We start from the raw sequence: 26,152 nt of genomic DNA, 5'->3' as shown, positions 1-26,152 counted from the left end.
CGGGGGTCAGTCGTCGCTGCGCAGTTCGCGCTGGCGGGCGCTGAGCAGCTCGAGTTCCGGCCTTGCGGCCACGAAGCGCTCGACGGCGGCGAGCACGTCCACGAGATGGGCCCGGTCGGCTGCGACCAGGCCCGCGCCCAGCTGCGTGCGCCGGTACTGCTCGTGGTCTCCGACCTCGGCCACGGAAACCTCGAAGCGGCGCTTGAGTTCGGCCAGCACCGGGCGCACCACGGACCGTTTCTCCTTGAGGCTGTGAACGTCGCCCAACAGGATGTCGAATTCGATCCATCCGATCCACATGCCACAAGCTTATCGATTGCTCCGTAACTGCCACTTTGAGGCCTCAAAAGGGCCGTTACGGAGCAATCGATGGGGGCTAGACGGTGAGTTCGCCCATCCGGTCCCAGCCTTCGCCGTCGAGCTGGCGGCTGATGATCCGGGGGGTTTCCTGCAGCGCCTGCGGCATGTCGGCCATGGCCTGCTTGAAGTGGCTGCTGTTGACGTGGTCCCCGGCGGCGTCGTCCTTGAAGGCCTCGACCAGGACGAACTCGTTGGGGTCTTCCACGCTGCGGGACCAGTCGAACCACAGGTTGCCGGGCTCCTGCCGGGTGGCCTGGGTGAAGTTCTCTACAAGGCCGAGCCAGCGCTCGGACCAGTCGGGCTTGACCTTGAATTTAACGACGATGAAGATCACGGCTGGGCCTTTCGGTGGGGGTACATCGGTCTTCCATTCTTACAGGTGCCGGCCTGCGGCTCAGCAGGCGTCGATGGCAGCGCGGGCCAGTTCCTGCTGCTGCGGCGTGCCCACCCGTTCGGCCCACTGCTCGGCGAGCTGGAACTCGACCATCGCCTCGGCGCAACGTCCCCGCTCATGCAGGGACCAGCCCAGATTGTTGTGCAGCGCCACCATCCACCGTCTGGTCCGGGCGTCATGCACCGTGGACGCGTACTCCAGGGCGCTGCGGGTCCACATCTCGGAATGCGCGGTGTCCGCGATCGCCAGCATGTGCAGGGCGTCCACGGCCAGGAAGTCCTCGCCCAGGTGGTCGGCGAGTTCGGCGGCCTGTTCGAACAGCGGGACCGCCATTTCGGGATGGCCGCTGGAGTTCAGCAGCCGGCCGCGTTCCAGCAGCACCCGGACGGCCACTGTTGGCTCGTCAGCGTCGATGGCGTCCAGCAGGGCGTCGGCTTCCTCGTAGCGTCCCTGGAGCCCGATGGCCCGGCCCAGCTGGGTGGCGAACTCGGCCCGCTCGTCGTCGTCATAAGCCGGATCCTCGGTTGCCGCACGGAAGCGGGCCTCCGAAAGGCCGGGATCGTCAAAGTTCCAGAATCGGTCAAGGGTCTGTTGATTCAGCATGTTCTGCTCCTCTCAGTTCTCGCCGGCGGCCAGTTCCTGTGCACTCCTAAGGTATCGGGAAGTGATGAGCCGGCGCGCCCGGGCGGTGACGGCGCCGCCGGCAGCGTAAAACCAGTTGGCGGGAGCACCGAAGGCCGTGACTTTGACCAGCACCCGGCCCTGGTCGTCGAGCAAAACTTCGAACGCTTCCTCGCCCCGGACCGGATGGCCGGGCAGTGTCCCGTAGCCGAAGCCGGCCGACTGCGGGCCGCCGCCGGGAACGGGCCGGCGCACCCAGACCACCTCGCACGGCGCGTTGATCCGGAACGGTCCGACGCCGAACCCGCTCACCACGCGGGTCCCGGGGAGCACCACGTCCGACTCCGCCCGGACCCGCAGCCCGGCCCGCCGGTGCAGCTGCCAGGTCAGTACACCGTGGACCGCCCGGCGGTAGGACGCCTCTCCCTCGCCCAGGCAGGCCTGGGTGACGAGGCACTCCATGCCTTCCGGCGCAGTGCCGTTCTCGGTGGAACCGATCCCGGGATAGTCCAATTCGCCGCCGGCGATCCGCGGTTGCCGCGTCACCCGAACTCCCCGCGGCGGGCAAGCCGTGCCCAGCCGAGCTGTTCCTGCTGGCGGCGGCTCAAGGTGGCGACCACGAGGTCGTAGGAGTCCTCGATCATGTCCCGGATCATGGAGTCGGGCAGGGCGCCGTCCAGCCGGACCCCGTTCCAGTGCCGTTTGTTCAAGTGCCACGCACCGGTGATTTCCGGGTGCGCGGCGCGCAACTGTTCGGCGAGGGCGGGTTCACATTTCAGGCTCACCGCCAGGTCCTCCGGGTCCAGTGCGGACAGGGCAAACATTTTCGCCTCGTGCCGCGCCCCGCCGGGCACCGAGGCGCGGACCTTGAAGACCGCGGTGTCCGGCCCGAACGGGTAGTCCTCGAAGGCGCCTGGGAAACCCAGGCAAAGCCCGCGGAGTGCTGCTGCGTCCATGCACCAAGCCTAGCCGGACGGCGCTGGAGGCCAGAGCCCGGGCGGTCAGAGACCGTACCGCGGTGCCTCCTGGGCGGGACAGGCGTTCATGACCACGTCCAGGCCGGCCGCCTTGGCCCGGGCGGCGGCGGCTTCGTCGATGACTCCCAACTGCAGCCAGACCGCTTTAGCCCCCACCGCGATCGCCTGGTCCACCACGTCCCCCACCTTCCCCGAGTTCACGAAGCAGTCCACGACGTCGAGCGGCTGCTTCGCCGCGGGGATGTCGGACAGCCTTGCATAGCCCGTCTGTCCATGGACCGGGTCGGCCGGGAGATTGACCGGGATGATCTCCATGCCCAGCCGGTCCCGGATGAACAGGGAGGTGTCAAAGGCGGCGCGCCACTGGTTGGTGGTCAGTCCCACGACCGCCCACCTGCCCTTGGTGCGCAGGAGGCGTTCGATGACTGCGGGGTCGTTCACGTGGGTCATCTGCACAGCCTACGTCGCGTCCCCGACAGGGCAGCAACAGCAGCCCACACCGGCATGCCTGTCCGGGAGCCATACCGGCGGGGACTGCCGGAGTGACGGACCGGCGCTGCGCTGTGGTTAGGGCTTCTTGCCGGCGAGGATCTTCCTGGCAGCGTCGCCGCGGGCTCCGTTGCAGTTCTTCGTGCCGTAGCCGCTGCGGCGGATGTCGCCGCCCATCGCGGAGGCCATGCAGTCGGCCAGCTGCTCGACGCCTGGCACAGGGCGGGTCCCGTAGATGGCGTTCATCCTCTTCACCAGCTGGTTGTAGTCGGAGTACACCTTGAAGGAGAGGATGTGCGCGCACTCGTGCAGCGAGACGAACTTCAGGGACGCCTGGTCCGGGATGCCGGTTCCCATCTGGATCTGCCGGCTGAGTGAGTGGGCGTAGCTCCAGGCTCCGGGAATGAGGGTGATGACCTGATTCGGGCAGTAGCGCTTCATGTAGTCGTAGGAGGCCTTCTTGTACCCGGTGTACCGGGCCGGGTCCACGTGCTCGATCGTCGAGGTCGCTGACGTCCAGGCCTTTTCCCGGGTAGTCGCGTCGACACTGACCCGGTACTTGCGCACGATCGTCCCTGCGGTGAGCGGTGTTTTCACCGACGCGCGGTAGCCGTTGGCTTTCGTGAACGACAAAGTCTGGAGGGTGACCCATTTGCCCGCGCGGTACTCCTGCAGGCGGCCTGTGCGGGAGGTGTACGTGTTGCCGAGCTGGTACGTGTCGGACCACTGGGTCTTGGCAGCTACCCGGCCGTCCGCGGTTCTGAACGGCTTACCGCCGGCGCTGAAGGGCGCGAACACGTTCGTGGCCAGCCGCTTATACGTGAGCGTCCTGACCGGCGAGGTGGAGAGCGTCTTGCCCGCGCTGAGCAGCAATGCCCGGAACGATGCGGCGCCCTCGGCCTTGAAGGTGTACGCGGTGAACTCTGCCCAGGATTCGTTGGCCGCGAGCTGTCTTGAGGTCCAGACGGTCCGCCACACTCCACCGTCGTTGCGCTGCAGTGCAAGGGTGGTGCCGGTCTTTCCTGTTACCAGCCCGGTGAACGTGAGCGTCTTGGCCGGCAGGCTGGCGTCGTTGTAGTTCACGAAGTCGATTTTCGGGACGACCGGGGGCGACGGAATCACCGGCTGGGACCACACCGTCCAGTTCGACCCCCACGCGACTTCGGTCCCGTTCTTCAGGGCCACGGCCTGAAGCTGAACGACGCCCGAGGCCGAAGCGCCGTACGGGGCGACGACCGTGTACGTGGCTGTCGTGGCCGGCGTCGAAGCCGCCCAGGAGGTGTCCTTGCCACCGATCGTGATGTTCAGCCGGGCGGTCAGGCCAATGCCGTTGGTCATCTTGATGGTGACGGTGTTACCGGCGCCGGGCTCCAGATCGATCGTTGGTCCCGCGGCGGCTTCAAGCGTGGGAGCCCGCATTGTCTCTGCGGCAAGGGCCGGTCCCGCCGGCGTCAGCAGCCCGGCAGCCATGGCAAGTACGGCGGCCGCGGCCGCGACGGACCGGCGCAAAAGTCCTGTGTTGTTCAATTCCCCCACCTCGTTGGAAAGACGCAGGGGATGGCCCAAGCCGGGACCCGGCCAGCATGAATGTTCCCCCACCGCAGACTCTAGCTGCGAACTGCGAGTTTTGTCCCGTTTCCGGCCAACCTCGTCCGCTGGTTCACACGAAGCGGGCCGTGGCGCCTAGAAGGGGTTCAACAGCCGGTCGACGAACTGTCTGGTGCGTTCCTCCCGCGGTTCGCGAAGTACGGTGTCCGGGTGGCCGCGTTCCACGACGACTCCGCCGTCCATGAAGATGACTTCGTCGGCCACCTCGCGGGCGAATGCGAGCTCGTGGGTGACTACGACCATGGTCCAGCCCTCGTCCGCGAGTTCCTTGATGACGGTCAGGACGTCGCCGACGAGCTCCGGGTCGAGCGCCGAGGTCGGCTCATCAAAAAGCAGCAGCTGGGGGCGCAGGGCCAGCGCGCGCACGATGCCGACGCGCTGTTGCTGGCCGCCGGAGAGCTCGAAGGGGTAGTTGTTTTCCTTGTCCGCGAGACCGACGCGGGCGAGTAGCTCGCGGGCCTCCTTGACGGCCTCCGCCTTGGGCCGCTTTTGCACTTGGACGGGGCCCTCGATGACGTTCTCCAGGGTGGTCTTGTGCGGGAAGAGGTTGTAGTGCTGGAACACCATCGCGCTGCGGTCCCGCATGGCGGCCAGCTGCTTCTTGGATGCCTTGGCGGCAAAGTCGACCGTGAGGTCGCCAGTGAACTCCACGATCCCGGCGTCCGGGATTTCGAGACCGTTGAGGCAGCGCAGGACTGTCGTCTTCCCGGAACCGGAGGGCCCGATCAGGGTGACCACCTCGCCCCGGCGGACGTTCAGGTCGATGGATTTCAGCACTTCATGCTGCCCAAACGCCTTCCGGAGTCCGCGGACGGACAGCAGCGGCGTGGCGTCCGGAAGATTGGATTCAGTGGGCGACATAGCGGTCCAATCTCTTCTCGAGGACTGACTGGCCGCCGGCGAGGACCAGGCAGATGATCCAGTAAATGACGGCCGCTTCCAGATAGAGCAGCATGAATTCCTGGCTGAAGGCCGCCACCTGCTGGGCCTGGCGGAACAGTTCGGTCACCAGAATCAGCGACGCTAAGGACGTGTCCTTGACCAGGCTGATGAAGGTGTTGGACAGGGGCGGGACCGAGACGCGCGCGGCCTGCGGCAGGATGATCCGCACCAGTGACTGGCGCCGCGACATCCCGATGGTGTGGCCGGCCTCCCACTGGCCCTTCGGAACGGACAAAATCGCCGCCCGGATAACCTCGGCGGCGTAGCCGCCCACGTTCAGGGAGAAGGCGATGATCGCGCTGGGCCACGGACTGATGGTGATGCCGACGGACGGCAGCCCGTAGAAGATGACAAACAGCTGAACCAAGAGCGGCGTGCCGCGGATCACCGAGATGTAGATCCGGGCGATCGAGGAAAGGACGGGATTGCGGCTGAGCCGCATCAGGGCGACCAACAGGGCCAGCAGCAACCCTAGGGCGAACGACGCCAGCGCCACGGGAATGGTGCCGGTAATGGCACCCGACAGGATGGGTCCCAGGGAACCCCACACGAGGTCCCAGTTGATCGTCATGGCCTTGCGCGTTCGTTGGCGGTTTCCATGCGGCTACTTGGTGACGTCAGCGTTGAAGTACCTCTGCGAGATTTTCTTGAGGGTGCCGTCGGCCTGGAGTGCGGTGAGGGCCTTGTCGACGGCGGCGGTCAGGCTGGTTGAGCCTTTGCGGAACGCGAAGGCGCTGAGCGACTTGTCCGTGGTCTCGGCGGCGATCTTGATGCTGTCATCCCGGGCCGTCTTCTGCTGGTCCAGGTAGGTCAGCTTGTCGTTAATGGTGGCATCGACCCGTCCCTGCTTAAGCAGCGTGATCGCCTGTGCCCAGCCCTCGACGGCCTGGACGTTGGCCCCGCTCTGCTGTGCCAGCTTGTACCAGTTGCTGGTCAGAGACTGCGCCGTCGTCTTGCCTTTCAGGCTGTCGAAGGAAGTGATGTCTGCGTTGTCCGACTTGGTGACGATGACGCCCGTGCTAACGGTGTACGGGGTAGAGAAGTCGTACTTGGCCTTGCGTTCGTCGGTGATCGAGACCTGGTTGGCGACGACGTCGAACCGCTTGGCTTCGAGGCCGGCGAAGATGGCATCGAACTGTGTCTCCTGGAAAGCCGGCTTGACGCCGAGCTTCCCGGCTACGGCCGTAATGATTTCAATGTCGTAACCCGTGAGTTCGCCGCTGCCGTTGGCATGGAAGGAAAAGGGCTTGTAGGTGCCTTCCGTGCCGACCCTGAGCACGCCCGCACTTTTGACGTCGCTCAACGAGGTGTCCGGGCCGCCCGCAGGCGCTGAACTGGAAGGAGTCGTAGACGCCGACCCGCATCCGGCCAAGGCGAGTCCTGCAGCTGCGATGAGGCCGATAACGGAAAGTCGTGTGCGCTTCATGGTGGTCCTTCGTCGAGGCGCCGGCAGGGCAGCCAGCTTGGCCGCATGGCGGCCTTCTTACATGTGACGATAGCAAGACCCCTCGTGCACGGAAGACCCTAAATGACGGTCTGTGACGCCTTGCAGGGGGAGGGTTTGACGAAATGGACGTGACGCTGGGCGCCGGAGCAACCCTGCGGCTCCCCCACCCCGGAAAACTGGCAGCGGGTTCCATTCGAATTGACCGGAGGCTGGCGAAAGTCCTCAAGGAGGGCTTGGCCGAACAATCGACCGACCGCAAGAGCACAAGGACCAGGTGTCCGAATATTACGCGGCGGATTTGGGAGAATCCGGCACATCCGTTTTAGTGGATAGTGACCATCCCGAGCGGCCGAGAGACCTGGATCGATGAAGCCGCAGCAACCCTGGTCGTCGGACTCCCTCCCCGGGACCCGCCGATAACAAGGCAGCGAGCCACGGGAACGGCCGGACTGACCACCCGGACCGAAGGCTCGTTCCGTAGGGTGCTACTGCCAGGACCGATGGAGTATCCCTATGACTGCTGTCCTGTCCACCTCCCCCGCCGAGGCGTCCGCGGACGCCCACGCCGGTGATGCCACCCGCACCCCGGCCCTCCCCGTGTCCTTCCGCGGCCTGCGCCGCGCGTTCGGTTCCGGCGCCGAGGCGCACACCGTACTCCGCGACGTGAACTTCGACGTCCGCGCCGGTGAAGTCCTTGCCATCCTCGGCACATCCGGCTGCGGCAAATCCACGCTGCTGCGCGCCGCCGCGGGCCTCGATGCCCCCAGCGCCGGCAGCGTCGAGATCGACGGCGCCCCGGTCCAGGGCGTTGATCCACGCTGCGCCTTCGCCTTCCAGGAGCCCCGCCTGCTGCCGTGGCACACCCTGCAGGCCAACATCGCCATCGGGCTGCCCACCGGCGTCAGTGCCAAAGCCGGCAAGGCCAAGGTCGCCCGGCTCCTGGAACTCGTGGGACTGCAGGACTTCGCCAAGCACCGGCCCCGCGAGGTCTCCGGCGGCATGGCCCAGCGCGCCTCGCTGGCCCGGGCCCTGGCCCGCAACCCCGGCGTCCTGCTGCTCGACGAACCCTTCGGCGCCCTCGACGCCCTGACCCGGATCAAGATGCAGGACCTGCTGCTGGATGTCCACCGGGCGGAGCCGACCACGGTGCTGCTGGTGACCCACGACGTTGATGAGGCCCTTCAGCTGGCCGACCGCATTATCGTCCTCGGCAAGGAAACCAAGGCGGCCCCGGGCGCCACCATCGTCCGCACCGTCACCGTCCCCGGCGAACGCCCCCGGGGCCGTGCCTCTGCCGAGCTGGCCCGAATGCGGGCCTCGCTCCTGGCCAGCCTCGGCGTCGACGGCCACTAGCCGCCCCGCCGCCAGCACCTCCGCCGGGCACCTTCCCGGCCGCGCCGCGCACCTTGCCCGCCGCTGCCACCCTCCGCACCGTTCGTCATCCCTCCGCACCGTTCGCACCGTTCTCAAAGGAACCTCCATGCCTTTCCGCACAACCAGCCTCCGCCCAGCCACCCGCCGCTCGTTCCTCACGGCCACCGCGGTCTCCGCCGCGCTGGCCCTCACCGGCTGCGTCGCCGGCGAAGGCTCCGGCCAGACCGCCGCCAACGCAGCTGCCGGGAGCAGCACGCTGAACATCGACTTCGCGACGTACAACCCGCTGAGCCTCGTGATCAAAAAGAAGGGCTGGCTCGAGGCCTCCCTCAAGGACCAGGGCGTGAACGTCAAGTGGGTGCAGTCGGCCGGCTCCAACAAGGCCAACGAGGCGCTGCGGTCCGGCGCGATCGACGTCGGGTCCACCGCCGGCTCGGCCGCCCTCCTGGCCAAGGCCAACGGATCGCCGATCAAGGCCATCGACATCTTCTCCCAGCCCGAGTGGGCGGCGCTGGTGACCAAGCCCGGCTCCGGCATCACCAAGGTCGCCGATCTCAAGGGCAAATCGGTGGCCGCCACCAAGGGCACCGATCCGTACTTCTTTCTGCTCCAGTCCCTCTCCGAAGCCGGGCTGTCCGCCAAGGACGTCACCGTGCAGAACCTGCAGCACGCCGACGGCCGCGCCGCCCTGGAGAACGGCTCGGTGGATGCCTGGTCCGGCCTCGACCCGATCATGGCCGGCGCGGAGCAGAAGGGCGCCAAGCTCTTCTACCGCAACCTTTCGTTCAATACCTACGGCTTCCTGAACGCCACCGAATCCTTCCTCAAGGACAAGCCGGCGCAGGCGCAGGCCGTCGTCAACGCCTACGAGAAGGCCCGCGCCTGGGCCGCGGCCAACCCGGACGAGACAGCGCAGATCCTCGCCGAGGCCGCCAGCCTCGACCCTGCCGTCGCGAAGACCGTTGTGCTGCAGCGCAGCAACCTCGACGTCGACCCGTCACCGGGCGAAGCCCAGCGCAAGGTCCTCGCCAAGATTGGCCCGACCTTTGTGGAGACCGGGGACGTCGCGAGCCAGAAGCAGATCGACGACGCCGTCGCCAACCTTCTCGATGACTCGCTGGTGAAGAAGGCGGACCCGTCCGCCATCAAGGATTCCTGATGAGCCACCTCGGAAATCCCCTTCTCACCGGCAACAGTGTTGCGGACGGGCGCGCTGCAGCCGTCCCCGCAACTCCAGCAGACGCCGCCCGGCCAGCCTCCCCCCTCACGGGCGGAAGCGGCTCCCCGGCGAACGGATGGTCCCCCGCCGGGATCCTGGCCAACGGCTGGGCGCGTCTGCTCCTTGGATTGATCATTCCGGCAGCGGTACTGGTCGCCTGGCAGCTCTCCACGGCGGCTGGGGTGTTCAGCGTAGTCCAGCTGCCACCGCCGGCCATGGTGCTGGAGGCCGGCCTGGACCTGCTCCAACGCGGCCAGCTCGGCCAGCACATCGCCATCTCCACCCAGCGGGTGCTGATCGGCTTCGCCGCCGGCGCGGCGCTGGGGCTGGTGTTCGGGTCGCTGGTGGGCCTGTCCCGGTTCGCCGACGCCCTGCTGGCCCCCACCGTCGGCGCGCTCCGGGCCGTCCCGTCGCTGGCCTGGGTGCCGCTGCTGATCCTCTGGATGAAGATCGGCGAGGATTCCAAAATCACGCTGATCCTGATCGGCGCATTCTTCCCCGTCTTCACCACGGTCTCGCTGGCCCTGCGCCACGTGGACCGGAACCTCGTGGAAGCCGCGCGGGCGTTCGGGCTCAAAGGCGTGAAGCTGCTGACCACGGTCCAACTCCCCGCCGTCGTGCCCGCCGTGTTCTCCGGCCTCCGGCTCGCGCTGGCCCAGGCCTGGCTGTTCCTGGTGGCGGCCGAACTCATCGCCTCCTCGATGGGGCTGGGCTTCCTGTTGACGGATTCGCAGAACAACGGGCGCACGGACAGGCTCCTGCTGGCGATCGTGCTGCTCGCCGTGATCGGCAAGGTCACCGATGCGCTGCTGGGCCTGGCCGAAAAATGGGCGGTGAAACGATGGGCGTAGCGACGGAAACAGCACCGGCCGGCTTCCCGGCCACCGAGGCCGAGCGCATCTCCTTCTGGGAGGCGGCCGCCCTCCGGCTCGACTGGGACGACGTACCGGGGCAGGGCAAGCCCTGGCACACCGCGCACCGCCGCGTCCCGGCCGACCCGGACTCCGGCACCGGTCCGCAGATCAGCTGGTTCGACGGCGGGAAGCTCAACGTCGCCTACAACTGCGTCGACCGCCATGTAGCGGCGGGACACGGGGACAGGGTGGCCCTGTTCTTCGAGGGCGAGCCGGGCGACCGCCGGACCATCACCTACGCCGAACTCCAGCGCGAGGTGGCCAAGGCCGCCAACGCCCTGCTGGAGCTGGGCATCACCAAGGGCGACCGGGTGGTCATCTACCTTCCGGTGATCCCCGAAACGGTGATCATCACCCTCGCCGTGGCCCGCATCGGCGCCATCCATTCGCTGGTGTTCGGCGGTTTCTCCGCCAAGGCGCTCAGGTTCCGGGTGGAGGACACCGGCGCCAAACTGCTGGTCACCTCCGACGGGCAGTTCCGCCGGGGTGCGGGCGTCCCGGTCAAGGGAAATGCGGACGCGGCCGTCGCCGGGGACAACGCGATCGAGCACGTCCTCGTGGTCAACCGCACCACCGCACCGGAACTCCTGGACAGCGTCCCAATGACGGCAGGCCGCGACGTGTGGTGGCACGACGCCGTCGGGACCGCCTCGGCGGTCCACGAAGCCGAGGCCTTCGACGCCGAGACGCCGTTGTTCATCATGTACACCTCCGGCACCACCGGAAAACCCAAGGGCCTGGTCCACACCTCCGGCGGCTACCTCACGCAGGCATCCTGGAGCTTCGAGCACCTCTTCAGCAACCCGGACCCTGCCCTCCGCGACCGGGACGTCCACTGGTGCACGGCAGACCTGGCCTGGGTCACCGCCCACACCTACGAGCTCTACGGCCCGCTCTCCAACGGCGCCACCCAGGTGATCTTCGAGGGCACCCCCAACACCCCGCACCCGGGCCGGCACTTCGAAATCATCGAACGCTACGGCGTCACGCAGTATTACACCGCCCCCACTTTGGTCCGCTCGCTGATGGGCTGGTTCCCGGACGGCGTCCCGGACGGCTACGACCTGTCCTCCATCCGCGTGCTCGGCACCGTCGGCGAAGCCGTCAACCCGGAGGCGTGGCGCTGGTTCCGCGATAACGTCGGCGCCGGCACCGCCCCCGTGGTGGACACCTGGTGGCAGTCCGAAACCGGCGCCACCATCCTCTCCCCCGCCCCTACGGACGCGGCCTTCAAACCCGGGTGCGCGGCCCGCCCGCTGCCCGGCGTCGGAACCCGGATCGTGGACGAGGCCGGCAACACCGTTCCGCCCGGCGTCCAGGGCTTCATCGTGGTGGACGCGCCAGGGCCCGCTATCGCCCGGACGGTGTGGGGGAACCCCCGGCGCTACTTCGACTCCTACTGGCGCCAGTACGCCGAGCAGGGCTGGTTCCTCGCCGGCGACGGCGCCAAGTACGACGACGACGGCGACATCTGGATCCTCGGGCGGGTGGACGACACCCTCAACGTCTCCGGGCACCTCCTCTCCACGATCGAGATCGAGTCGGCCCTCGTCGCGCATCAGGACGTAGTGGAGGCCGGGGTCTGCCCCGTCGCGGACCCCCAGACCGGCCATGCCATCGTCGCGTTTGTCGTCCTGAAGGATTCGGCGGCTACGGAGGACATCGCCTCCGAATTGAAAGCTCACGTGGCAAAGGCGATCGGGCCGATCGCGAAGCCGCGCGACGTCGTCGTCGCCGCCGATGTGCCGAAGACCCGCAGCGGCAAAATCATGCGCCGGCTGCTGACCCAGCTGTTCGAGGGAACCGAACTCGGCGACACCACGTCGCTGCAGAACGAACCGTCGATCGCCGGCATCCAGCAGGTGCTGCGTGAGCGCAAAACCACGTCAGGAAACACCCCCGAAGTTAGGAACACCCATGACTGACATCAGCAGCGTCGCCCGTCTTTCCGAACCGCTCAAGTTCGCGTACTGGGTCCCCAACGTCTCCGGCGGTCTGGTGGTTTCCACCATCGAACAGCGCACCGGCTGGGACTTCGACTACAACAAGAAGCTGGCCCGTATCGCGGAGAACTCCGGCTTCGAGTACGCCCTGACCCAGACCCGCTACGCCGCCTCCTACGGCGCGGACAAGCAGCACGAGGCCACCGCCTTCAGCCTCGGCCTGCTCGCCGCTACCGAACGGCTTAAGGTCATCGCAGCCGTCCACCCGGGCATGTGGCACCCCGGTGTGCTGGCGAAGTACCTGATCACCGCGGACCACATCTCCAACGGCCGGGCCGCCGTGAACATCGTTTCCGGCTGGCTCAAGGCGGAGTTCGAGAACTTCGGCCTGGAATGGCTCGAGCACGACGAGCGCTACGTCCGCACCGAGGAGTTCATCCGGGTGCTCCGAGGCCTGCTGACCGAGAAGAACTTCAGCCAGTCCGGCAAGTACTACAACATCAACGACTTCACCCTGCAACCGGCCCCGGTGGACGTGCCGGGACGCCCGCACCCGGAGATTTTCTTCGGCGGGAACTCTACCGCGGCGCAGGCCACGGCAGGCCGGGTGGCGGACTGGTACTTCTCCAACGGCAAAGACCTTGACGGATTCAAGGAGAACATCGCCGGCGTCGTGGCCTCCGCTGGCGAGAGCCGCCGGGGCACGGAGGGGGCCCTTTCCGCTCCGCGGTTCGGCCTGAACGGTTTCGTCATCGCCCGGGATTCCGAAAAGGAAGCCCGCGACACCCTCCGCGAGATTGTCGCGAAGGCACACAGGCCCGCCGTCGAAGGCTTCCGCGACGCCGTCCAGGAGGCCGGCGCGTCCACCAAGGACGGCAAGGGGATGTGGGCCGACTCCAGCTTCGAGGACCTGATTCAGTACAATGACGGCTTCAAGACCCAGCTGATCGGCACGCCGGAGCAGATCGCGGAACGGATCGTCGAGTACAAGAAGATCGGTGTGAACCTGCTCCTGACCTGCTACCTGCACTTCCAGGAGGAGGTGCAGGCGTTCGGCCAGGACATCCTGCCCATCGTGCGCGAACTCGAGGCCGACCTCGCCCGCAAGCACGGCACCGAGCTCAACCTTTCCGGCACTCAGGCAACCAAGATTGGGGTAGACGCATAATGGCTGACCGTACCTTTGGGTTCCGTACCCGCGCCCTGCACGCCGGCGGCACCCCCGACGCCGAACACGGCGCCCGGGCCGTACCGATCTACCAGACCACCTCCTTCGTGTTCAAGGACACCCAGGACGCCGCCAACCTCTTCGCGCTGCAGAAGTACGGCAACATCTACTCCCGGATCGGCAACCCCACCGTCGCGGCGTTCGAAGAGCGCATCGCGTCGCTCGAGGGCGGGATCGGCGCGGTGGCTACCTCCTCGGGTATGGCCGCGGAATTCATCACCTTCGCCGCGCTTACCCAGTCCGGCGACCACATCGTCGCGGCCTCCCAGCTCTACGGCGGCACGGTGACCCAGCTGGACGTCACGCTGCGCCGCTTCGGCGTGGACACCACGTTCGTCGCCGGCACCGATCCGGCAGACTACGCCGCGGCGGTCCGGGACAACACCAAGGCGATCTTTGTCGAAGTGGTGGCCAACCCGTCGTCGGAGGTCCAGGACCTCGAGGGGCTGGCAAAGGTGGCGCGCGACGCCGGCATCCCGCTGGTCGTCGACGCCACCTTGAGCACCCCGTACCTGGTGCGCCCGATCGAACACGGAGCGGACATCGTGATCCACTCGGCCACCAAGTTCCTCGGCGGCCACGGCACCACGCTGGGCGGCGTCATCGTCGAAAGCGGCCGCTTCAACTGGGGCAACGGCAAGTTCCCGACCATGACAGAACCGGTCGCCTCCTACGGCAATGTCTCGTGGTGGGGAAACTTCGGCGAGTACGGTTTCCTCACCAAACTACGCTGTGAGCAGCTGCGCGACATCGGACCCGCGCTCTCCCCGCAGTCGGCATTCCAGCTGCTGCAGGGCGTGGAGACGCTGCCGCAGCGACTGGACGAACACCTGAAGAACGCCCAGGCGGTGGCCGAGTGGCTTGAAGCCGACGAGCGTGTGGCCTACGTGAACTACTCCGGTTTGCCCTCGCACCCGCACTTCGAGCGGGCCCGGAAGTACCTGCCGTTAGGCCCCGGCTCGGTGTTTTCCTTCGGCGTCAAGGGCGGCCGTGCCGCGGGCCAGAAGTTCATCGAGTCCCTGCAGCTGGCCTCGCACCTGGCCAACGTGGGCGACTCGCGGACCCTGGTGATCCACCCCGGCTCCACGACCCACCAGCAGCTCAGCCCGGCACAGCTCGAATCCGCCGGCGTCCCGGAAGACCTGGTCCGGATTTCGATCGGACTGGAGGACCTCGAGGACATCCTTTGGGACCTCGACCAGGCCCTGGACGCGGCGTCGGAAGCGCCCGAAGAGCCCGAAGAGCCCGCGACGGCTGCCCTGCCGACGGACGCCTGCACGATCGGAGCAAACGCATGAGCACCGAAGAAACCCGGACCTGGACCGGCCCGTCCGCACCGGAGCGCCTGGCCCTGCTGCGCCAGGCGAAATCGATCGCGATTGTGGGCGCCTCGGACAAACCCTCCCGGGCGAGCTACTTCGTGGCGACCTACCTGCAGTCCTCGACCCGGTACAAGGTCTATTTCGTGAACCCGGTGGTCAAGGAAATCCTGGGCGAGCCGACCTACGCGTCGCTCGCGGACCTGCCGGAGAGCCCGGACATCGTGGATGTGTTCCGCAAGCACGATGACCTGCCCGGCGTGCTGGACGAGGCCATCGCCGCAGGCGCCAAGACGCTGTGGCTGCAGCTGGGCTCCTGGCACGAGGACGTGGCGAAGGAAGCCGAGGCGGCCGGGCTCGACGTCGTGATGGACCGCTGCGTGAAGATCGAGCACGCCCGCTTCCACGGCGGACTGCACCTGGCCGGCTTCGACACCGGGGTCATCTCCTCGAAGCGGCAGGTCCTGGCCTAAACGAGGTCTCTTAACCCAGCTACTTGGGTTAACCGGGGCGCGCGAGTGGGGCGGGCTACGGCTTGGTGGTGGGGGCCGGCGCCGGCAGTCCGGGCAGGGACGGGGCCGTCGGCAGCGGGGTTGGGGCGAGGCGCCGGCCGTTCTCGCCGGGAAGCCGGGGCTTCACCGGGCGCCGGTCCGGGGTCGGGAGCGACCCGCCACGGCCGACGGCGGGAGGTGTGGCGGCAGCGCCGCCGTGGCTCAGCGCCTTGGCGGTCCCCTCGGGTGACGGCTGGGCGGGGGAAGCCACGGCCGGGGGCGCCGCGGTCGTGGCCGGAGCCGGGGCTGCCGGCACGGCGGGGAGGTCCGACGGCGTGGGTGCGGAAGGCGCCGGCGTCCGGGTGGGGGCTGCGGGCTGGAAAATGACACTGAGGGTGTTGCCCACGTTTTCGCGGAAGTCGTGGCTGGAGGCCGCCACCGCACCGGCGCCCAGGCTCATGGCACCGACGACGGCGCCGCCGATGAGGGCCATCCGGCGTTTGCGGCCCCGACGGCGGTCGGCCAGGCTGCCGACGCCGGCGGGCAGGTCCCCGGCGCCGAGCAGCGCCGCGAGGTCCGCGCGGGGCTCAGGTGCCCGCTCCGGGACGAGGCCCTGCAGCTGCTCGAGGGTGTTGCGCAGTTCGCCGGCAGCTTCGAGGCCGGAGTCACGGAGCATCGCCTGGATGCTGCCATCCTGCTGGGGGTTGCGCGTGCCGGTCATGATGCTGCGTGGTCCTTTTCGGTTACGAGCTCGCGCAGGGCAATGAGCCCGCGCCGCTGAAGCTGTTTGATGGCACCCGGGGTCTTGCCCATGATGCCGGCCACCTGATCGATGGAGAGGTCTGCGACGATCCGCAGGACCAGGACTTCCCGTTGCTCGTCGTTGAGGCGGGAGAGTGTGTGGGACAGGCCGCCCAGCGAACCGAGCGCTTCGTCCTCGGCGGAGGCGGAAGAGCGGACGTCGTTCAACGGATCGTATTCGGCCTGGTTTGGCGTGCGTTCGGCGCGGCGGTGGTGGTCGACCAGCCGGGCGTGGGCGACCGAGAAGATAAAGGTCCGCAATCCGGCGTGGCCGCCGGTCACGTTCGCCAGCTTCGGCAGCACGTCCACGAAGACGTCCTGGGTGAGGGCCTCGGCGTCGTCAACGCCCTTGGCCCGGAAGTAGCCGAGCACCGCCGGGGACAGTGCGGTATAGACGGCGCTGAACCCTGACGGGTCACCAGCCAAAGCTGCTGACAGATCGTCGTCGCTCAGCTGGTCTGCCAAGAGGCGTTCCTTCCGTTTACTGCTGGGGGTGCGGCCCCCGATAGTTTAGCGGCCGCACCCCGTCGCCTCCGAGAGAGGCGTTTGGTGCTTACTTGTCGAGCTTGGGCAGCTCGACCGACGGGTCGGCCGGCCCGGCCGGGACAGCCGGGGCGCCCTTGGCGGCGGGGACAGCCGGGGTGGCGACGGTCACGCCGGCGTGGGCCTTTGCCTCGGCGGCGCCCTTGGCGTTGGCGGCACCCTCGACGGCGGCGCCGTCGTTGTCGGCGGACACGGTGCCGTCAGCGGCGCCTTCGGCATCTTCGGTGCCATCGACGTCGGCGTCCGCCTTGGCGGTGCCCTCGACGTCGGCGTCCGCCTTGGCGGTGCCCTCGACGTCGTCGTCCCCGGAGCCCTCAACGTTCGGGGTGGCCTGAACAGCCGGGGCGGGCGGAGTGGAGGACAGCTCCGTGGTGACCGGAACAGCCGGGACGGCAGGGGTGGCGGGCGTAGCGTGGTTCACTTCAGCCTGCTGGGTGCTGGAGGTCTGGGCCGCGTTGGCCAGGCCGATTCCGGAGAAACCTCCGACCGCGAGAATCGCGGCGCCGACAGCAATCTTGGTGGTCTTGCTAACACTCTTCATGTAAAACGTACATCCTTTGGTTGTTTGAAGGCCGGCCGGCACCTGATGGGGGCAGGCGCCGGCCGGCACTTACGGTCGAAGTCCTGTCGGCGCCCATGGGGGCAGGCGCCCGTCGGATCTCGGTCGAAGTCCGCAGCGCCTGATGGGGCAGGCGCCGGGCGGATCTTTCACCACAAGGCCGTCCGTACCTGATGGGGGGACCAGGGCTCCGGGCGGCGCTTACAAAGGGGTAATCGCCGGGGCACTCCGAAAGGTTACGCACCTCCCGGAAGTTTTTTGTTTCTCTTTCGACGGGCGCTCCAAGTGGCCCGTCTCCGGCCCATAACGGCGGCCCTTAACGACGGCGGCGGGTCACCCATGTCAGGTGACCCGCCGCCGTGGGACGTCAGTTAGCCGGTATTAGTCGTTGATCAGGTCGTTGACCACGATCGTCTGGTCGCGGTCCGGGCCGACGCCGATCGCGGAGAACCGCGTGCCGGAGAGCTTCTCGAGGGCCAGCACGTAGTTGCGGGCGTTCTCCGGCAAGTCGTCCAGGGTGCGGGCGCCGGTGATGTCTTCGGTCCAGCCCTCGAAGTACTCGAAGATCGGCTTGGCGTGGTGGAATTCGGTCTGCGTCATCGGCATTTCGTCGTGCCGCACGCCGTCGACGTCGTAGGCCACGCAGACCGGGATCTGCTCAATGCCGGTGAGCACGTCCAGCTTGGTGACGAAGTAGTCGGTGAAGCCGTTGACGCGGGAAGCGTGGCGGGCCAGGACGGCGTCGTACCAGCCGCAGCGGCGCGGGCGGCCGGTGTTGACACCGAACTCACCGCCGGTCTTCTGCAGGTACATGCCCATCTCATCGAACAGTTCCGTGGGGAACGGCCCGGCCCCGACGCGCGTCGTGTAGGCCTTGATGATGCCGATGGAGCGGGAGATCCGGGTGGGGCCGATGCCCGAGCCGACGGAGGCGCCGCCCGCGGTGGGGTTCGAGGAGGTCACGAACGGGTAGGTGCCGTGGTCGACGTCGAGGAAGGTGGCCTGGCCGCCCTCCATGAGGACCACCTTCCCCTCGTCCAGCGCCTTGTTCAGCACGAAGGTGCTGTCGATGACCAGCGGGCGCAGGCGTTCGGCGAAGGACAGGAAGTACTCCACGATCTCGTCCACCTCGATGTCGCGGCGGTTGTAGACCTTGACCAGCAGTTCGTTCTTCTGCCGCAGCGAGCCCTCGACCTTCTGGCGCAGGATGGAGGCGTCGAAGACGTCCTGCACGCGGATGCCGAGGCGGGCGACCTTGTCCATGTAGGCCGGGCCGATGCCGCGGCCGGTGGTGCCGATCGCGCGGCTGCCGAGGAACCGTTCGGTGACCTTGTCCAGCACCTGGTGGTAGGGCGCCACAAGGTGGGCGTTGGCGGAGACGCGCAGCTTGGAGGTGTCAGCGCCGCGGGCTTCAAGGCCGTCGATCTCCTGGAACAGGGCTTCTAGGTTCACCACGCAACCGTTGCCGATCACCGGGACCGCGTTAGGGCTCAGGATGCCGGCAGGAAGGAGCTTCAGCTCATACTTCTCACCGCCCACGACGACGGTGTGCCCGGCGTTGTTGCCGCCGTTGGGCTTGACGACGTAGTCGACACGGCCGCCGAGCAGGTCGGTGGCCTTACCTTTGCCTTCGTCGCCCCATTGGGCTCCGACGATCACGATTGCTGGCATGGGATCCTCCCCCATTCGTTCGGGCCGAACTGTACGTGATTGACCAGGTGGTCAGCGCAGCTCAGCGCCGTTCATGAGAATGCCCCGAATCTACCGCTGTGCTCTTACCATCAACGCCAGAGTCCGGGGCTCTTACCACCCAAGTTTAGCCGAAAACGGTGGCCGGCACCGTTTTGGCTCCCTGCGCGGAGGGCCGCGACACATAGTGGGCACAACTTGCGGTGCTGGCGCGGCGTGGAATTAAGTGGGAGTGACCATCCCGAGCGGCCGAGGGACCTGGACCGTTGACGCCGCAGCAACCCCGCCTTCCGCGGCCCGCCCTGCGCGGCCTCGACCGGCCACGGTGCTACCGCCAGGACCGATGGAAAGGAACCGCACCATGTCCCAGAACACCGACCACATCCGCGTCACCCACGCCGGATCGTTGCCCCGTACCCCCGAGCTCATCGCCGCCAACGAAGCGAAGGAAGCCGACGGCATCAGCCCCGAATTCCTGGACCTGCTGGAAACCTCGGTGGTGGACGTCGTCCAGCGCCAGAAGGACCTGGGCATCGACATCCCCAACGACGGCGAGTACGGGCATGCCATGGCCAGCTCGGTCGATTACGGCGCCTGGTGGAACTACTCGTTCGCCCGGCTTGGCGGCCTCGAACCGACGGATGTGGACCGCTGGGCCGACGCCGCGGTGCACCGCTCCAGCCCCGGCCACATTGTCCTGACCTCGTTCCCGGACCGACGCGACCGGCAGGCCTTCAACGACGCCTACAACGACCCCTCCTCCGGGATCCTGGCCCACCGCAAGGCCGTCACGCAGCCGAAGATCGCGGGCCCGCTGACCTACACCGGGCAGGCGCTCGTGGCCTCGGACATCACCAACCTCAAGACCGGCCTGGCCGCGGCCGGCCTCACCGAGGGCTTCGTCGCGTCCCTCTCCCCCGGGTCCTGCGCCCGTGTCGCGAACGAGTACTACAAGAGCGACGAGGAACTCCTCTACGCCTGCGCCGACGCGATGCGCGAGGAATACAAGGCCATCATCGACGCCGGCCTGACGGTCCAGCTCGACGATCCCTCCCTCGCTGAGAGCTGGGACCAGATCAACCCGGAGCCGAGCCTCGAGGACTACCTGAAGTTCATCCAGCTGCGGGTCGAGGCCACCAACTGGGCGCTGCGTGACCTCCCGCAGGACAAGATCCGGCTGCACGTCTGCTGGGGCTCCTGGCACGGCCCGCACACCACGGACATCCCTTTCGCGGACATCGTCGATTCCGTCCTGCAGGTCAACGCCGGCGCGTACTCCTTCGAGGCGGCCAACGTGCGGCACGAACACGAATGGCGGGTCTGGGAGGACACCAAGCTTCCCGAGGGCAAGTCGATCATTCCGGGGGTCGTCTCGCACGCCACCAACGTCGTGGAGCACCCCGACCTGGTGGCCGACCGGATCGTGCGCTTCGCGGAACTGGTGGGCCGCGAAAACGTGATCGCCTCCACGGACTGCGGCCTCGGCGGGCGCGTCCATCCGCAGATCGCCTTCGCCAAGCTCGAGGCCCTCGGCGAGGGCGCCCGGCGGGCCAGCAAGCGGCTCTGGTAGCCGGTCCGGGCGGATGGCGGTTGCCGGCCGCCCGGCCGACTCGCCGGGCATTTCGCGGGGCTTGATAGACTGGTAGAGACCGAACAGGAATCGGTCCACACCACATTTTCAAACCACACTGGCCTCCGCGCGTCCCTCCTTTGGCGTGCCTGCAACCGGTCTGGCAGCGTTACCAATCCCGCAGGAGACCCAGCAATACATGACAGCACTGGCCACTGAAAATTTCCGCGAACAGCTCCTGAGCCGCCGTTACGAAGCTAACGTCGCGCCGGTCAACGAACTGTGCGACGCACTCCAGACCGCCAAAGCTGGCACCACGGTCCCCTACGTGGATCCCGCCCACGACATTGACGAGTGCCGCATCATCAGCCTCTACTCGAACATCGGCACCGCCGATCAGTCCGGCTTCATCACCGCCGGCGACGAGGAAGCCGCCACCCGCATGCTCGGCATCCAGTGGAAACTGGGCCTGCGCCCGGAGTTTGTCATGCCGTGGAACGTCCACCCGTGGCATGTGGACGGCGAGCCGAACGGCAAGTTCACGCCGGACCAGATCTCGGCCGGCCTCAAGCCGCTGCTGAAGTTCCTCGCCCTGGTGCCGCGCGCCTCCGTGATCGTGGCGCACGGCACCGAGGCCAACCGCCTGGCCAACCTGCTGCTCAAGACCGAGGTGCCGATGATCTGGCGCCGCGGCCTGAAGACGTACAAGGTCCGCTCGCTCAGCGGCCGCGCGTTCGCCGGCACCCCGGCCCGGCAGGAGCAGTACCTCGAGGAAATGCGCGTCGCCTACGCCGATGCCATGGCCCGCACCGGTCTGGCCAAGGCCAGCTGACCCTTCCGCGAAACGACGGCGGGCGCCCACCGAAAGGTGGGCGCCCGCCGTCGTTGTCTAACCCGTCAGCCCTCGGCTTCGATGGCCGCCTTGGCGGTGGGGTCGGAGTCCTTCAGGAACTTCTCGATCCGCTCCGGCTCCTCGGCCTCGCCGATCGCCGCGGAGGCGCGGCCCAGCGAGTAGAGCGCGCGCAGGAAGCCGCGGTTGGGTTCGTGCTCCCACGGGATCAGGCCGACGCCGCGCCAGCCGTTGCGGCGCAGCGAATCCAGGCCGCGGTGGTAGCCGACCCGGGCGTAGGCGTAGGAATCAATGGTCCGGCCTTCCTTCCACGCTTCCTCGGCCAGCACGGCCCAGAGCAGCGAGGACGTCGGGTGCTTCTCCACCAGGTCCAGCGCCTCCTGGCCCGCGTCCAGCCCCGCGTTGACCTCGGTCTCGGCGGGCAGCAGGGTGGGCTCGGGGCCCATCAGGTTCTTACGGAACTCGTCCGACACGGCTAGAACGTCTTGCCGGTAGAGCCGAGCTGCTGGGCGGCCTCAACCACGCGGGCAGCCAGGCCGGCTTCGGCGGACGCGCCCCAGACGCGGGGGTCGTACAGCTTCTTGTTGCCGACCTCGCCGTCGACCTTCAGGACGCCGTCGTAGTTGCGGAACATGTGGTCGGCGACCGGGCGGGTGTAGGCGTACTGGGTGTCGGTGTCGATGTTCATCTTGATCACGCCGTAGGAGACCGCGTCCGCGATTTCCTGCTCGGAGGATCCGGAGCCGCCGTGGAAGACGAGGTCGAACGGGCTGGTCTTGCCGATCTTCGCGCCGACCTGCTCCTGGATGTCCTTGAGGATCTCCGGGCGCAGCTTGACGCCGCCGGGCTTGTACACGCCGTGCACGTTGCCGAAGGTCAGGGCTGTGATGTAGCGGCCGTTCTCGCCGGAGCCGAGGGCGTCGATGGTTGCGAGGGCGTCCTCGACCGTGGTGTAAAGCTTGTCGTTGATGGCGTTCTCGACGCCGTCTTCCTCGCCGCCGACGGTGCCGATCTCGACCTCGAGGATCATCTTGGCCGCGGCGGTGCGCTCGAGCAGCTCCCGGGCGATCCGGAGGTTCTCCTGCAGGGTTTCGGCCGAGCCGTCCCACATGTGCGAGTTGAAGAGCGGGTTGCGGCCGGCCTTGACCTCGGCCTCGGAGGCGGCGAGCAGCGGCAGGACGAAGCCGTCGAGCTTGTCCTTGGGGCAGTGGTCCGTGTGCAGGGCGATGTTGACGCCGTAGTTTTTGGCGACCTCGCGGGCGAACGCGGCAAAGCCCAGCGAGCCGGCCACCATGTCCTTGGTGGACGCGCCGGACCAGTAGGCGGCGCCGCCCGTGGAGACCTGGACGATGCCGTCGGACTCGGCCTCGGCGAAACCGCGGAGGGCGGCGTTCAGGGTCTGGGAGGAGGTGACGTTGACGGCCGGGAATGCGAAGCCGCCCGTCTTTGCGCGGTCGATCATCTCGGAGTAGATCTCTGGGGTTGCAATGGGCATGCTGACTCCTAAAGTGAATTTCGTCTGCGGGCTGGGTTGACCCTGGAGTGAACCTCGTCGGCTACCAACCATCCTAGCCATTCCTGCCCCACGGCAGTGTTTCCGGTCACGCCGGGGTTGTAACACTGGCCCCGCCGGCATGGCACGCCACGGCGGTTTTCCGGAAGGCAGCGCCCTCAAGTCTGAGCTAAAGTGACCGGGTGCTGGTGGTTGCGATCAGGATCGATCGTTGCGCTGGCACTTAACGACGAGGAGACATGTCATGGCCGAAGATCTGTCGTGGGATGCGCCACTGCTCGGCGCCGGGCCGGCCGTTCTCGCCTATGACATTGGTGGCACCGATACGAAGGCGGCGCTGTTCGACTCCGCAGGGCGGATGCTCGGGCTCAGCCGCACCGCAACTCCCCTTCGCGGGGCGCGGACGGGTGAAGCCGTGCTGGATCTGGTCGAAAAAATCGCTGCCGGATTTGCCCGGGACTACCCCGGCGTTCATCCACAGGCCGTCGGCATGGTCGCCCCTGGCATCGTCGACGACGGCTCCGGAGTCGGCGTCCGCTCATCGAACTTAGGCTGGGAGAATGTGCCGTTCAAGGTGCTGGCGGAGTCGCGCCTAAACCTCCCTGCGTCCTTCTCGCACGATGTGCGTGCCGCCGGGGAAGCAGAGCAGCGCCTTGGCGCGGCCCAACCTTTCCGGGACGTCGTGGTCATCGTGATCGGCACCGGCATCGCGGCATCGATTATCCTGAACGGCCGGGCCCACGTGGCAGGCGGTTTCGCCGGCGAGATCGGCCATTCGATTGTCGACCCGCGCGGTGACTTGTGCCCCTGCGGCGCCACCGGGTGCCTTGAAACCATTGCGTCGGCCGGGGCCATCGTGCGCCGCTACGCTCAGGCCGCGGGCCGATCTTCCGAGCCTGCCCCGACCGATGCGAAGCAGGTCCTCGCCCTCGCCCGCGCCGGCGACCCGCATGCCCGGCGCGTCTGGGACGAAGCCGTCGACGCCCTTGCGCTGGTCATCGAGCAACTGGTCTCGGTGCTGGCCCCGGAGGCCATTGTCATCGGCGGCGGGCTGGCCCAAGCCGGAGACGCCCTGTTCGCGCCCCTGCGGGACCGTGTCGGCGCTCTGCTCAGCTTCCACCGCCCCCCTCGGCTGCTCCCAGCACGGATCGGTGAGAACGCCGGGCTCATCGGCGCGGCGCTACGTGCCAGGGCAGCCGCCGAAGGCCCGGCCGCCAACGGCGCTCTAGCCCTGAAAGGAACCGCATGTCCATGAACCGCTCCGAGCGCCTCGCCGCGGTACTCGACCTGCTAGCCGAATCCGGGCACCTGGAGGTCGACGACATCATCACCCGTCTCGGCGTCTCCGCGGCGACCGCGCGGCGGGACCTCGACACCCTCGCCTCCCAGCAGCTGCTTACGCGCACGCGCGGTGGGGCAACCGGGCAGTCCGTCGCCTACGACCTTCCACTGCGGTACAAACGCGAGCAGAACGCACCGCAGAAGCTCCGGATCGCCCGCGCAGCCAGTTCGCTCGTGGCGCGCGGCGCCGTCGTGGGGCTCTGCGGCGGCACAACAAGCACAGCCATCGCCGAGGTACTTAGCGCCAGACCGGACATCATGGAGGCGTCGCCGCACGCCACACTGACGGTCGTCACCAACGCCCTCAACATCGCAGCCCAGTTGGCGATGCGCCCGCAGATCAAGACGGTGGTGACCGGCGGTGTGGTGCATTCGCGCTCGTACGAACTGGTCGGTTCCTACAGCGACGCCGTGCTGCAGCAAGTGCGCTTGGACATCGCCTTCATCGGCGTGAACGGCATCGATCCTCTGGCTGGGCCCTCCGTGAATGACGAACGGGAGGCTGCGGTGAATTCCTTGATGACAGAGCGCGCGGCAAGGGCGATGATCGTAGCCGACTCCAGCAAGATCGGACGAATAGCATTTGCCGGACTGGGCGCGCTGCACCGCTTCGATGGGCTCATCACGGATCCGGGGATCACGCCGGAGCAGCTGGCTGCCTTTGCCGACCAGAATTTCGAGGTGATCGTCGCATCATGATCCGCCCTGCCACCCGCATCATCCACTCTGCGCACCTGGTATCAGGCGGGCTGACTACCGCCGACGCCTGGGTCGCCTTCACCGGCGATACGGTGTCTGGCCTCGGATCCGGGGACGGCTGGCGTGCTCTGGGCACCCCATCGGTGGAAGTGACGGATGCCGCCGGCCGCTGGCTCACCCCCGGCTTCATAGACATCCACTGCCACGGCGGCGGCGGCTTCGCCTTCGATAACGGAGCCGACGCTATCCGCGATGCTCTTGCCGTGCACCACCGCTACGGCACGACCCGCGCGGTGCTCTCCCTCGTCACTGCCCGCCAGGGCGAGCTCGAGTCCCGTCTCGCTGCCGTCGCCGACGTGGTCGAAGCCAACCCGCTCGTGCTCGGCGCGCACCTTGAGGGCCCCTTCCTCGACAACGCCTTCCGCGGCGCGCACGACCCGGCACTGCTCCGCGCTCCTGACGGCGATTCGATGGCCCGGCTCCTCACCGCGGCGCGGGGACACCTTCGCCAGTGGACGCTCGCACCCGAGCTGCCCGGCGCCCGGGAGGCAATCCGCACGCTCGTCGACGCCGGTGTCGCCGTCGCCGTCGGGCACAGCGCCGCCGACTATGCCACCGCTCTGGCAGCATTTGAAGCCGGCGCCTCGATCCTGACGCACGCCTTCAATGGCATGCGCGGCATCCACCACCGCGCGCCCGGTCCTGTTGCGGCAGCAACCCGCTCCCCCGGGGTGACGCTGGAGATTATCAACGACGGCGTGCATGTCCATCCGGAGGTGGTCCGCCTTGCCTTTGCCGGCGCACCCGGCCGCATTGCCCTGATCACCGACGCGATGGCTGCCGCCGGCTCTGGGGATGGCGAGTACATGCTTGGGTCCCTGGCCGTCACCGTCTCCGGAGGCATTGCCCGCCTGAGCAGCGCGACCGCAGCCGACGGGGCCATCGCCGGCTCCACGCTCACCCTCGACGCAGCTCTGCGTAGAGCGGTGACTGAAGTGGGCATCCCGATTGAAGAGGCGGTCACCGCGGTGACCACCACTCCCGCCCGTGCCATTGGGCGCAGCGGCGACCTCGGACGGCTCGAGGTCGGCTACGCCGCCGACGCGGTTCTGCTCGACGGTGGGCTATCCGTCGATGCGGTCTTCGCAGCAGGCCGGCTTATGCCGGTGTAGCGGCAAGCTTCCAACTGTGGAGGTCCAGACCTCCAGCAGAGACGACCGCATGCAGAAAATAATTTGCGTGAATTGCGTCACGCATGGAT

The 26,152-nt window shown here is 67.6% G+C and carries 28 protein-coding genes; 12 read left to right on the top strand and 16 right to left on the bottom strand.

Features of this window, described 5'->3' with window-relative positions; translation table 11 throughout:
- Window positions 1-6 precede the first annotated feature (6 nt).
- The 10 genes from ACUYM2_RS01840 to ACUYM2_RS01795 form a co-directional block, all read right to left on the bottom strand.
- Window positions 7-300, bottom strand: coding sequence for a DUF503 domain-containing protein (locus ACUYM2_RS01840; protein ID WP_481598518.1), 294 nt, complete (start codon window positions 298-300; stop codon window positions 7-9).
- 76 nt (window positions 301-376) lie between these two features.
- Entirely contained in the window at window positions 377-694 is a 318-nt protein-coding gene (locus ACUYM2_RS01835; protein ID WP_481598517.1) for a putative quinol monooxygenase, read from the bottom strand.
- A gap of 60 nt (window positions 695-754) precedes the next feature.
- The gene (locus tag ACUYM2_RS01830) at window positions 755-1,357 is read right to left on the bottom strand and encodes a hypothetical protein (protein ID WP_481598516.1); all 603 of its coding nucleotides are present in this window, start codon (window positions 1,355-1,357) and stop codon (window positions 755-757) included.
- Window positions 1,358-1,369: 12 nt separating this feature from the next.
- Window positions 1,370-1,921, bottom strand: coding sequence for a DUF1990 family protein (locus ACUYM2_RS01825; protein ID WP_481598515.1), 552 nt, complete (start codon window positions 1,919-1,921; stop codon window positions 1,370-1,372).
- Entirely contained in the window at window positions 1,918-2,331 is a 414-nt protein-coding gene (locus tag ACUYM2_RS01820) for an MmcQ/YjbR family DNA-binding protein (RefSeq protein ID WP_481598514.1), read from the bottom strand. The genes ACUYM2_RS01825 and ACUYM2_RS01820 overlap by 4 nt, the downstream gene beginning before the upstream one ends.
- A gap of 45 nt (window positions 2,332-2,376) precedes the next feature.
- The gene (locus ACUYM2_RS01815; protein ID WP_481598513.1) at window positions 2,377-2,802 is read right to left on the bottom strand and encodes a CoA-binding protein; all 426 of its coding nucleotides are present in this window, start codon (window positions 2,800-2,802) and stop codon (window positions 2,377-2,379) included.
- Between the two features lie 117 nt (window positions 2,803-2,919).
- Window positions 2,920-4,368, bottom strand: coding sequence for a hypothetical protein (locus tag ACUYM2_RS01810; RefSeq protein ID WP_481598512.1), 1,449 nt, complete (start codon window positions 4,366-4,368; stop codon window positions 2,920-2,922).
- Between the two features lie 156 nt (window positions 4,369-4,524).
- Complete coding sequence (locus ACUYM2_RS01805) at window positions 4,525-5,310, bottom strand: amino acid ABC transporter ATP-binding protein (protein WP_481598511.1); 786 nt, start codon at window positions 5,308-5,310, stop codon at window positions 4,525-4,527.
- Window positions 5,297-5,956, bottom strand: coding sequence for an amino acid ABC transporter permease (locus tag ACUYM2_RS01800; RefSeq protein WP_481601377.1), 660 nt, complete (start codon window positions 5,954-5,956; stop codon window positions 5,297-5,299). The genes ACUYM2_RS01805 and ACUYM2_RS01800 overlap by 14 nt, the downstream gene beginning before the upstream one ends.
- A gap of 39 nt (window positions 5,957-5,995) precedes the next feature.
- Window positions 5,996-6,817 carry an amino acid ABC transporter substrate-binding protein gene (locus ACUYM2_RS01795; RefSeq protein WP_481598510.1) on the bottom strand — a complete coding sequence of 274 codons (822 nt, stop codon included), beginning with the start codon at window positions 6,815-6,817 and terminating at the stop codon, window positions 5,996-5,998.
- A 534-nt stretch (window positions 6,818-7,351) separates the two neighbouring features.
- Between ACUYM2_RS01795 and ACUYM2_RS01790 the strand changes: the two genes are divergently transcribed.
- From ACUYM2_RS01790 to ACUYM2_RS01760, 7 genes are all read left to right on the top strand, one after another.
- Window positions 7,352-8,191, top strand: coding sequence for an ABC transporter ATP-binding protein (locus ACUYM2_RS01790; RefSeq protein WP_481598509.1), 840 nt, complete (start codon window positions 7,352-7,354; stop codon window positions 8,189-8,191).
- Window positions 8,192-8,318: 127 nt separating this feature from the next.
- A complete protein-coding gene (locus ACUYM2_RS01785) occupies window positions 8,319-9,371 on the top strand; it encodes an aliphatic sulfonate ABC transporter substrate-binding protein (protein WP_481598508.1) in 1,053 nt (350 codons plus the stop codon).
- Window positions 9,371-10,282, top strand: a complete 912-nt coding sequence (locus ACUYM2_RS01780; protein WP_481598507.1) for an ABC transporter permease — start codon at window positions 9,371-9,373, stop codon at window positions 10,280-10,282. The genes ACUYM2_RS01785 and ACUYM2_RS01780 overlap by 1 nt, the downstream gene beginning before the upstream one ends.
- Window positions 10,273-12,270 (top strand): acetate--CoA ligase, encoded by a 1,998-nt coding sequence (gene acs / locus ACUYM2_RS01775; RefSeq protein WP_481598506.1) that lies wholly within the window; start codon window positions 10,273-10,275, stop codon window positions 12,268-12,270. The genes ACUYM2_RS01780 and acs overlap by 10 nt, the downstream gene beginning before the upstream one ends.
- Entirely contained in the window at window positions 12,263-13,456 is a 1,194-nt protein-coding gene (sfnG, locus tag ACUYM2_RS01770; RefSeq protein ID WP_481598505.1) for a dimethylsulfone monooxygenase SfnG, read from the top strand. Before acs ends, sfnG begins: the two co-directional genes overlap by 8 nt.
- On the top strand, window positions 13,456-14,814 hold the full coding sequence (locus ACUYM2_RS01765; protein ID WP_481598504.1) for an O-acetylhomoserine aminocarboxypropyltransferase/cysteine synthase family protein: 1,359 nt from the start codon (window positions 13,456-13,458) through the stop codon (window positions 14,812-14,814). The genes sfnG and ACUYM2_RS01765 overlap by 1 nt, the downstream gene beginning before the upstream one ends.
- On the top strand, window positions 14,811-15,308 hold the full coding sequence (locus ACUYM2_RS01760; protein ID WP_441417916.1) for a CoA-binding protein: 498 nt from the start codon (window positions 14,811-14,813) through the stop codon (window positions 15,306-15,308). Before ACUYM2_RS01765 ends, ACUYM2_RS01760 begins: the two co-directional genes overlap by 4 nt.
- 55 nt (window positions 15,309-15,363) lie before the next feature.
- Here ACUYM2_RS01760 and ACUYM2_RS01755 read toward each other — a convergent pair whose 3' ends face one another.
- The 4 genes from ACUYM2_RS01755 to ACUYM2_RS01740 all read right to left on the bottom strand — a co-directional run bounded on the left by ACUYM2_RS01755 (window position 15,364) and on the right by ACUYM2_RS01740 (window position 18,900).
- The gene (locus ACUYM2_RS01755) at window positions 15,364-16,047 is read right to left on the bottom strand and encodes a hypothetical protein (RefSeq protein WP_481598503.1); all 684 of its coding nucleotides are present in this window, start codon (window positions 16,045-16,047) and stop codon (window positions 15,364-15,366) included.
- Window positions 16,044-16,592 (bottom strand): RNA polymerase sigma factor, encoded by a 549-nt coding sequence (locus tag ACUYM2_RS01750; protein WP_481598502.1) that lies wholly within the window; start codon window positions 16,590-16,592, stop codon window positions 16,044-16,046. Before ACUYM2_RS01750 ends, ACUYM2_RS01755 begins: the two co-directional genes overlap by 4 nt.
- 88 nt (window positions 16,593-16,680) lie before the next feature.
- Window positions 16,681-17,211, bottom strand: coding sequence for a hypothetical protein (locus tag ACUYM2_RS01745; protein ID WP_481598501.1), 531 nt, complete (start codon window positions 17,209-17,211; stop codon window positions 16,681-16,683).
- A gap of 399 nt (window positions 17,212-17,610) precedes the next feature.
- Complete coding sequence (locus ACUYM2_RS01740) at window positions 17,611-18,900, bottom strand: adenylosuccinate synthase (protein ID WP_481598500.1); 1,290 nt, start codon at window positions 18,898-18,900, stop codon at window positions 17,611-17,613.
- A gap of 379 nt (window positions 18,901-19,279) precedes the next feature.
- Here ACUYM2_RS01740 and ACUYM2_RS01735 point away from each other — a divergent pair, with 379 nt between their 5' ends.
- Together ACUYM2_RS01735 and ACUYM2_RS01730 are read left to right on the top strand one after the other, a co-directional pair.
- Window positions 19,280-20,488, top strand: coding sequence for a cobalamin-independent methionine synthase II family protein (locus ACUYM2_RS01735; RefSeq protein WP_481598499.1), 1,209 nt, complete (start codon window positions 19,280-19,282; stop codon window positions 20,486-20,488).
- A gap of 199 nt (window positions 20,489-20,687) precedes the next feature.
- Window positions 20,688-21,320, top strand: a complete 633-nt coding sequence (locus tag ACUYM2_RS01730) for a uracil-DNA glycosylase family protein (RefSeq protein ID WP_481598498.1) — start codon at window positions 20,688-20,690, stop codon at window positions 21,318-21,320.
- A gap of 65 nt (window positions 21,321-21,385) precedes the next feature.
- On the opposite strand, the gene ACUYM2_RS01725 is transcribed toward ACUYM2_RS01730, so the two are convergent.
- Window positions 21,386-21,811: a DUF3151 domain-containing protein gene (locus tag ACUYM2_RS01725; protein WP_481598497.1), complete on the bottom strand. Its 426-nt coding sequence runs from the start codon at window positions 21,809-21,811 to the stop codon at window positions 21,386-21,388.
- 2 nt (window positions 21,812-21,813) lie between these two features.
- Entirely contained in the window at window positions 21,814-22,833 is a 1,020-nt protein-coding gene (fbaA, locus tag ACUYM2_RS01720) for a class II fructose-bisphosphate aldolase (RefSeq protein WP_146335914.1), read from the bottom strand.
- A 262-nt stretch (window positions 22,834-23,095) separates the two neighbouring features.
- On the opposite strand from fbaA, the gene ACUYM2_RS01715 reads away from it, so the two are divergent.
- Genes ACUYM2_RS01715 through nagA form a run of 3 tightly spaced genes read left to right on the top strand, consistent with a single transcriptional unit; the run spans window position 23,096 to window position 26,063 of the window.
- On the top strand, window positions 23,096-24,106 hold the full coding sequence (locus ACUYM2_RS01715; protein WP_481598496.1) for an ROK family protein: 1,011 nt from the start codon (window positions 23,096-23,098) through the stop codon (window positions 24,104-24,106).
- Window positions 24,103-24,891, top strand: coding sequence for a DeoR/GlpR family DNA-binding transcription regulator (locus tag ACUYM2_RS01710; RefSeq protein ID WP_481601376.1), 789 nt, complete (start codon window positions 24,103-24,105; stop codon window positions 24,889-24,891). Before ACUYM2_RS01715 ends, ACUYM2_RS01710 begins: the two co-directional genes overlap by 4 nt.
- Entirely contained in the window at window positions 24,888-26,063 is a 1,176-nt protein-coding gene (nagA, locus tag ACUYM2_RS01705) for an N-acetylglucosamine-6-phosphate deacetylase (protein WP_481598495.1), read from the top strand. Before ACUYM2_RS01710 ends, nagA begins: the two co-directional genes overlap by 4 nt.
- The last annotated feature ends 89 nt before the right edge of the window (window positions 26,064-26,152 follow it).

The organism is Arthrobacter sp. SD1074B, assembly GCF_056780195.1.
Note: the sequence above shows the minus strand (reverse complement) of the source record. Positions and strands in the feature narration are given on the sequence as shown.

Excerpts from the sequence above, each read along its gene's own strand:
- ACUYM2_RS01780 (WP_481598507.1), top strand. The coding sequence starts at position 9,371 with ATGAGCCACCTCGGAAATCCCCTTCTCACCGGCAACAGTGTTGCGGAC.
- ACUYM2_RS01840 (WP_481598518.1), bottom strand. The coding sequence starts at position 300 with ATGTGGATCGGATGGATCGAATTCGACATCCTGTTGGGCGACGTTCAC.
- ACUYM2_RS01715 (WP_481598496.1), top strand. The coding sequence starts at position 23,096 with ATGGCCGAAGATCTGTCGTGGGATGCGCCACTGCTCGGCGCCGGGCCG.
- ACUYM2_RS01735 (WP_481598499.1), top strand. The coding sequence starts at position 19,280 with ATGTCCCAGAACACCGACCACATCCGCGTCACCCACGCCGGATCGTTG.
- ACUYM2_RS01795 (WP_481598510.1), bottom strand. The coding sequence starts at position 6,817 with ATGAAGCGCACACGACTTTCCGTTATCGGCCTCATCGCAGCTGCAGGA.
- fbaA (WP_146335914.1), bottom strand. The coding sequence starts at position 22,833 with ATGCCCATTGCAACCCCAGAGATCTACTCCGAGATGATCGACCGCGCA.
- ACUYM2_RS01785 (WP_481598508.1), top strand. The coding sequence starts at position 8,319 with ATGCCTTTCCGCACAACCAGCCTCCGCCCAGCCACCCGCCGCTCGTTC.
- ACUYM2_RS01710 (WP_481601376.1), top strand. The coding sequence starts at position 24,103 with ATGAACCGCTCCGAGCGCCTCGCCGCGGTACTCGACCTGCTAGCCGAA.
- ACUYM2_RS01755 (WP_481598503.1), bottom strand. The coding sequence starts at position 16,047 with ATGACCGGCACGCGCAACCCCCAGCAGGATGGCAGCATCCAGGCGATG.
- ACUYM2_RS01790 (WP_481598509.1), top strand. The coding sequence starts at position 7,352 with ATGACTGCTGTCCTGTCCACCTCCCCCGCCGAGGCGTCCGCGGACGCC.
- acs (WP_481598506.1), top strand. The coding sequence starts at position 10,273 with ATGGGCGTAGCGACGGAAACAGCACCGGCCGGCTTCCCGGCCACCGAG.
- ACUYM2_RS01805 (WP_481598511.1), bottom strand. The coding sequence starts at position 5,310 with ATGTCGCCCACTGAATCCAATCTTCCGGACGCCACGCCGCTGCTGTCC.
- ACUYM2_RS01740 (WP_481598500.1), bottom strand. The coding sequence starts at position 18,900 with ATGCCAGCAATCGTGATCGTCGGAGCCCAATGGGGCGACGAAGGCAAA.
- ACUYM2_RS01815 (WP_481598513.1), bottom strand. The coding sequence starts at position 2,802 with ATGACCCACGTGAACGACCCCGCAGTCATCGAACGCCTCCTGCGCACC.
- ACUYM2_RS01760 (WP_441417916.1), top strand. The coding sequence starts at position 14,811 with ATGAGCACCGAAGAAACCCGGACCTGGACCGGCCCGTCCGCACCGGAG.
- ACUYM2_RS01820 (WP_481598514.1), bottom strand. The coding sequence starts at position 2,331 with ATGGACGCAGCAGCACTCCGCGGGCTTTGCCTGGGTTTCCCAGGCGCC.
- ACUYM2_RS01745 (WP_481598501.1), bottom strand. The coding sequence starts at position 17,211 with ATGAAGAGTGTTAGCAAGACCACCAAGATTGCTGTCGGCGCCGCGATT.
- nagA (WP_481598495.1), top strand. The coding sequence starts at position 24,888 with ATGATCCGCCCTGCCACCCGCATCATCCACTCTGCGCACCTGGTATCA.
- ACUYM2_RS01730 (WP_481598498.1), top strand. The coding sequence starts at position 20,688 with ATGACAGCACTGGCCACTGAAAATTTCCGCGAACAGCTCCTGAGCCGC.
- sfnG (WP_481598505.1), top strand. The coding sequence starts at position 12,263 with ATGACTGACATCAGCAGCGTCGCCCGTCTTTCCGAACCGCTCAAGTTC.
- ACUYM2_RS01830 (WP_481598516.1), bottom strand. The coding sequence starts at position 1,357 with ATGCTGAATCAACAGACCCTTGACCGATTCTGGAACTTTGACGATCCC.
- ACUYM2_RS01765 (WP_481598504.1), top strand. The coding sequence starts at position 13,456 with ATGGCTGACCGTACCTTTGGGTTCCGTACCCGCGCCCTGCACGCCGGC.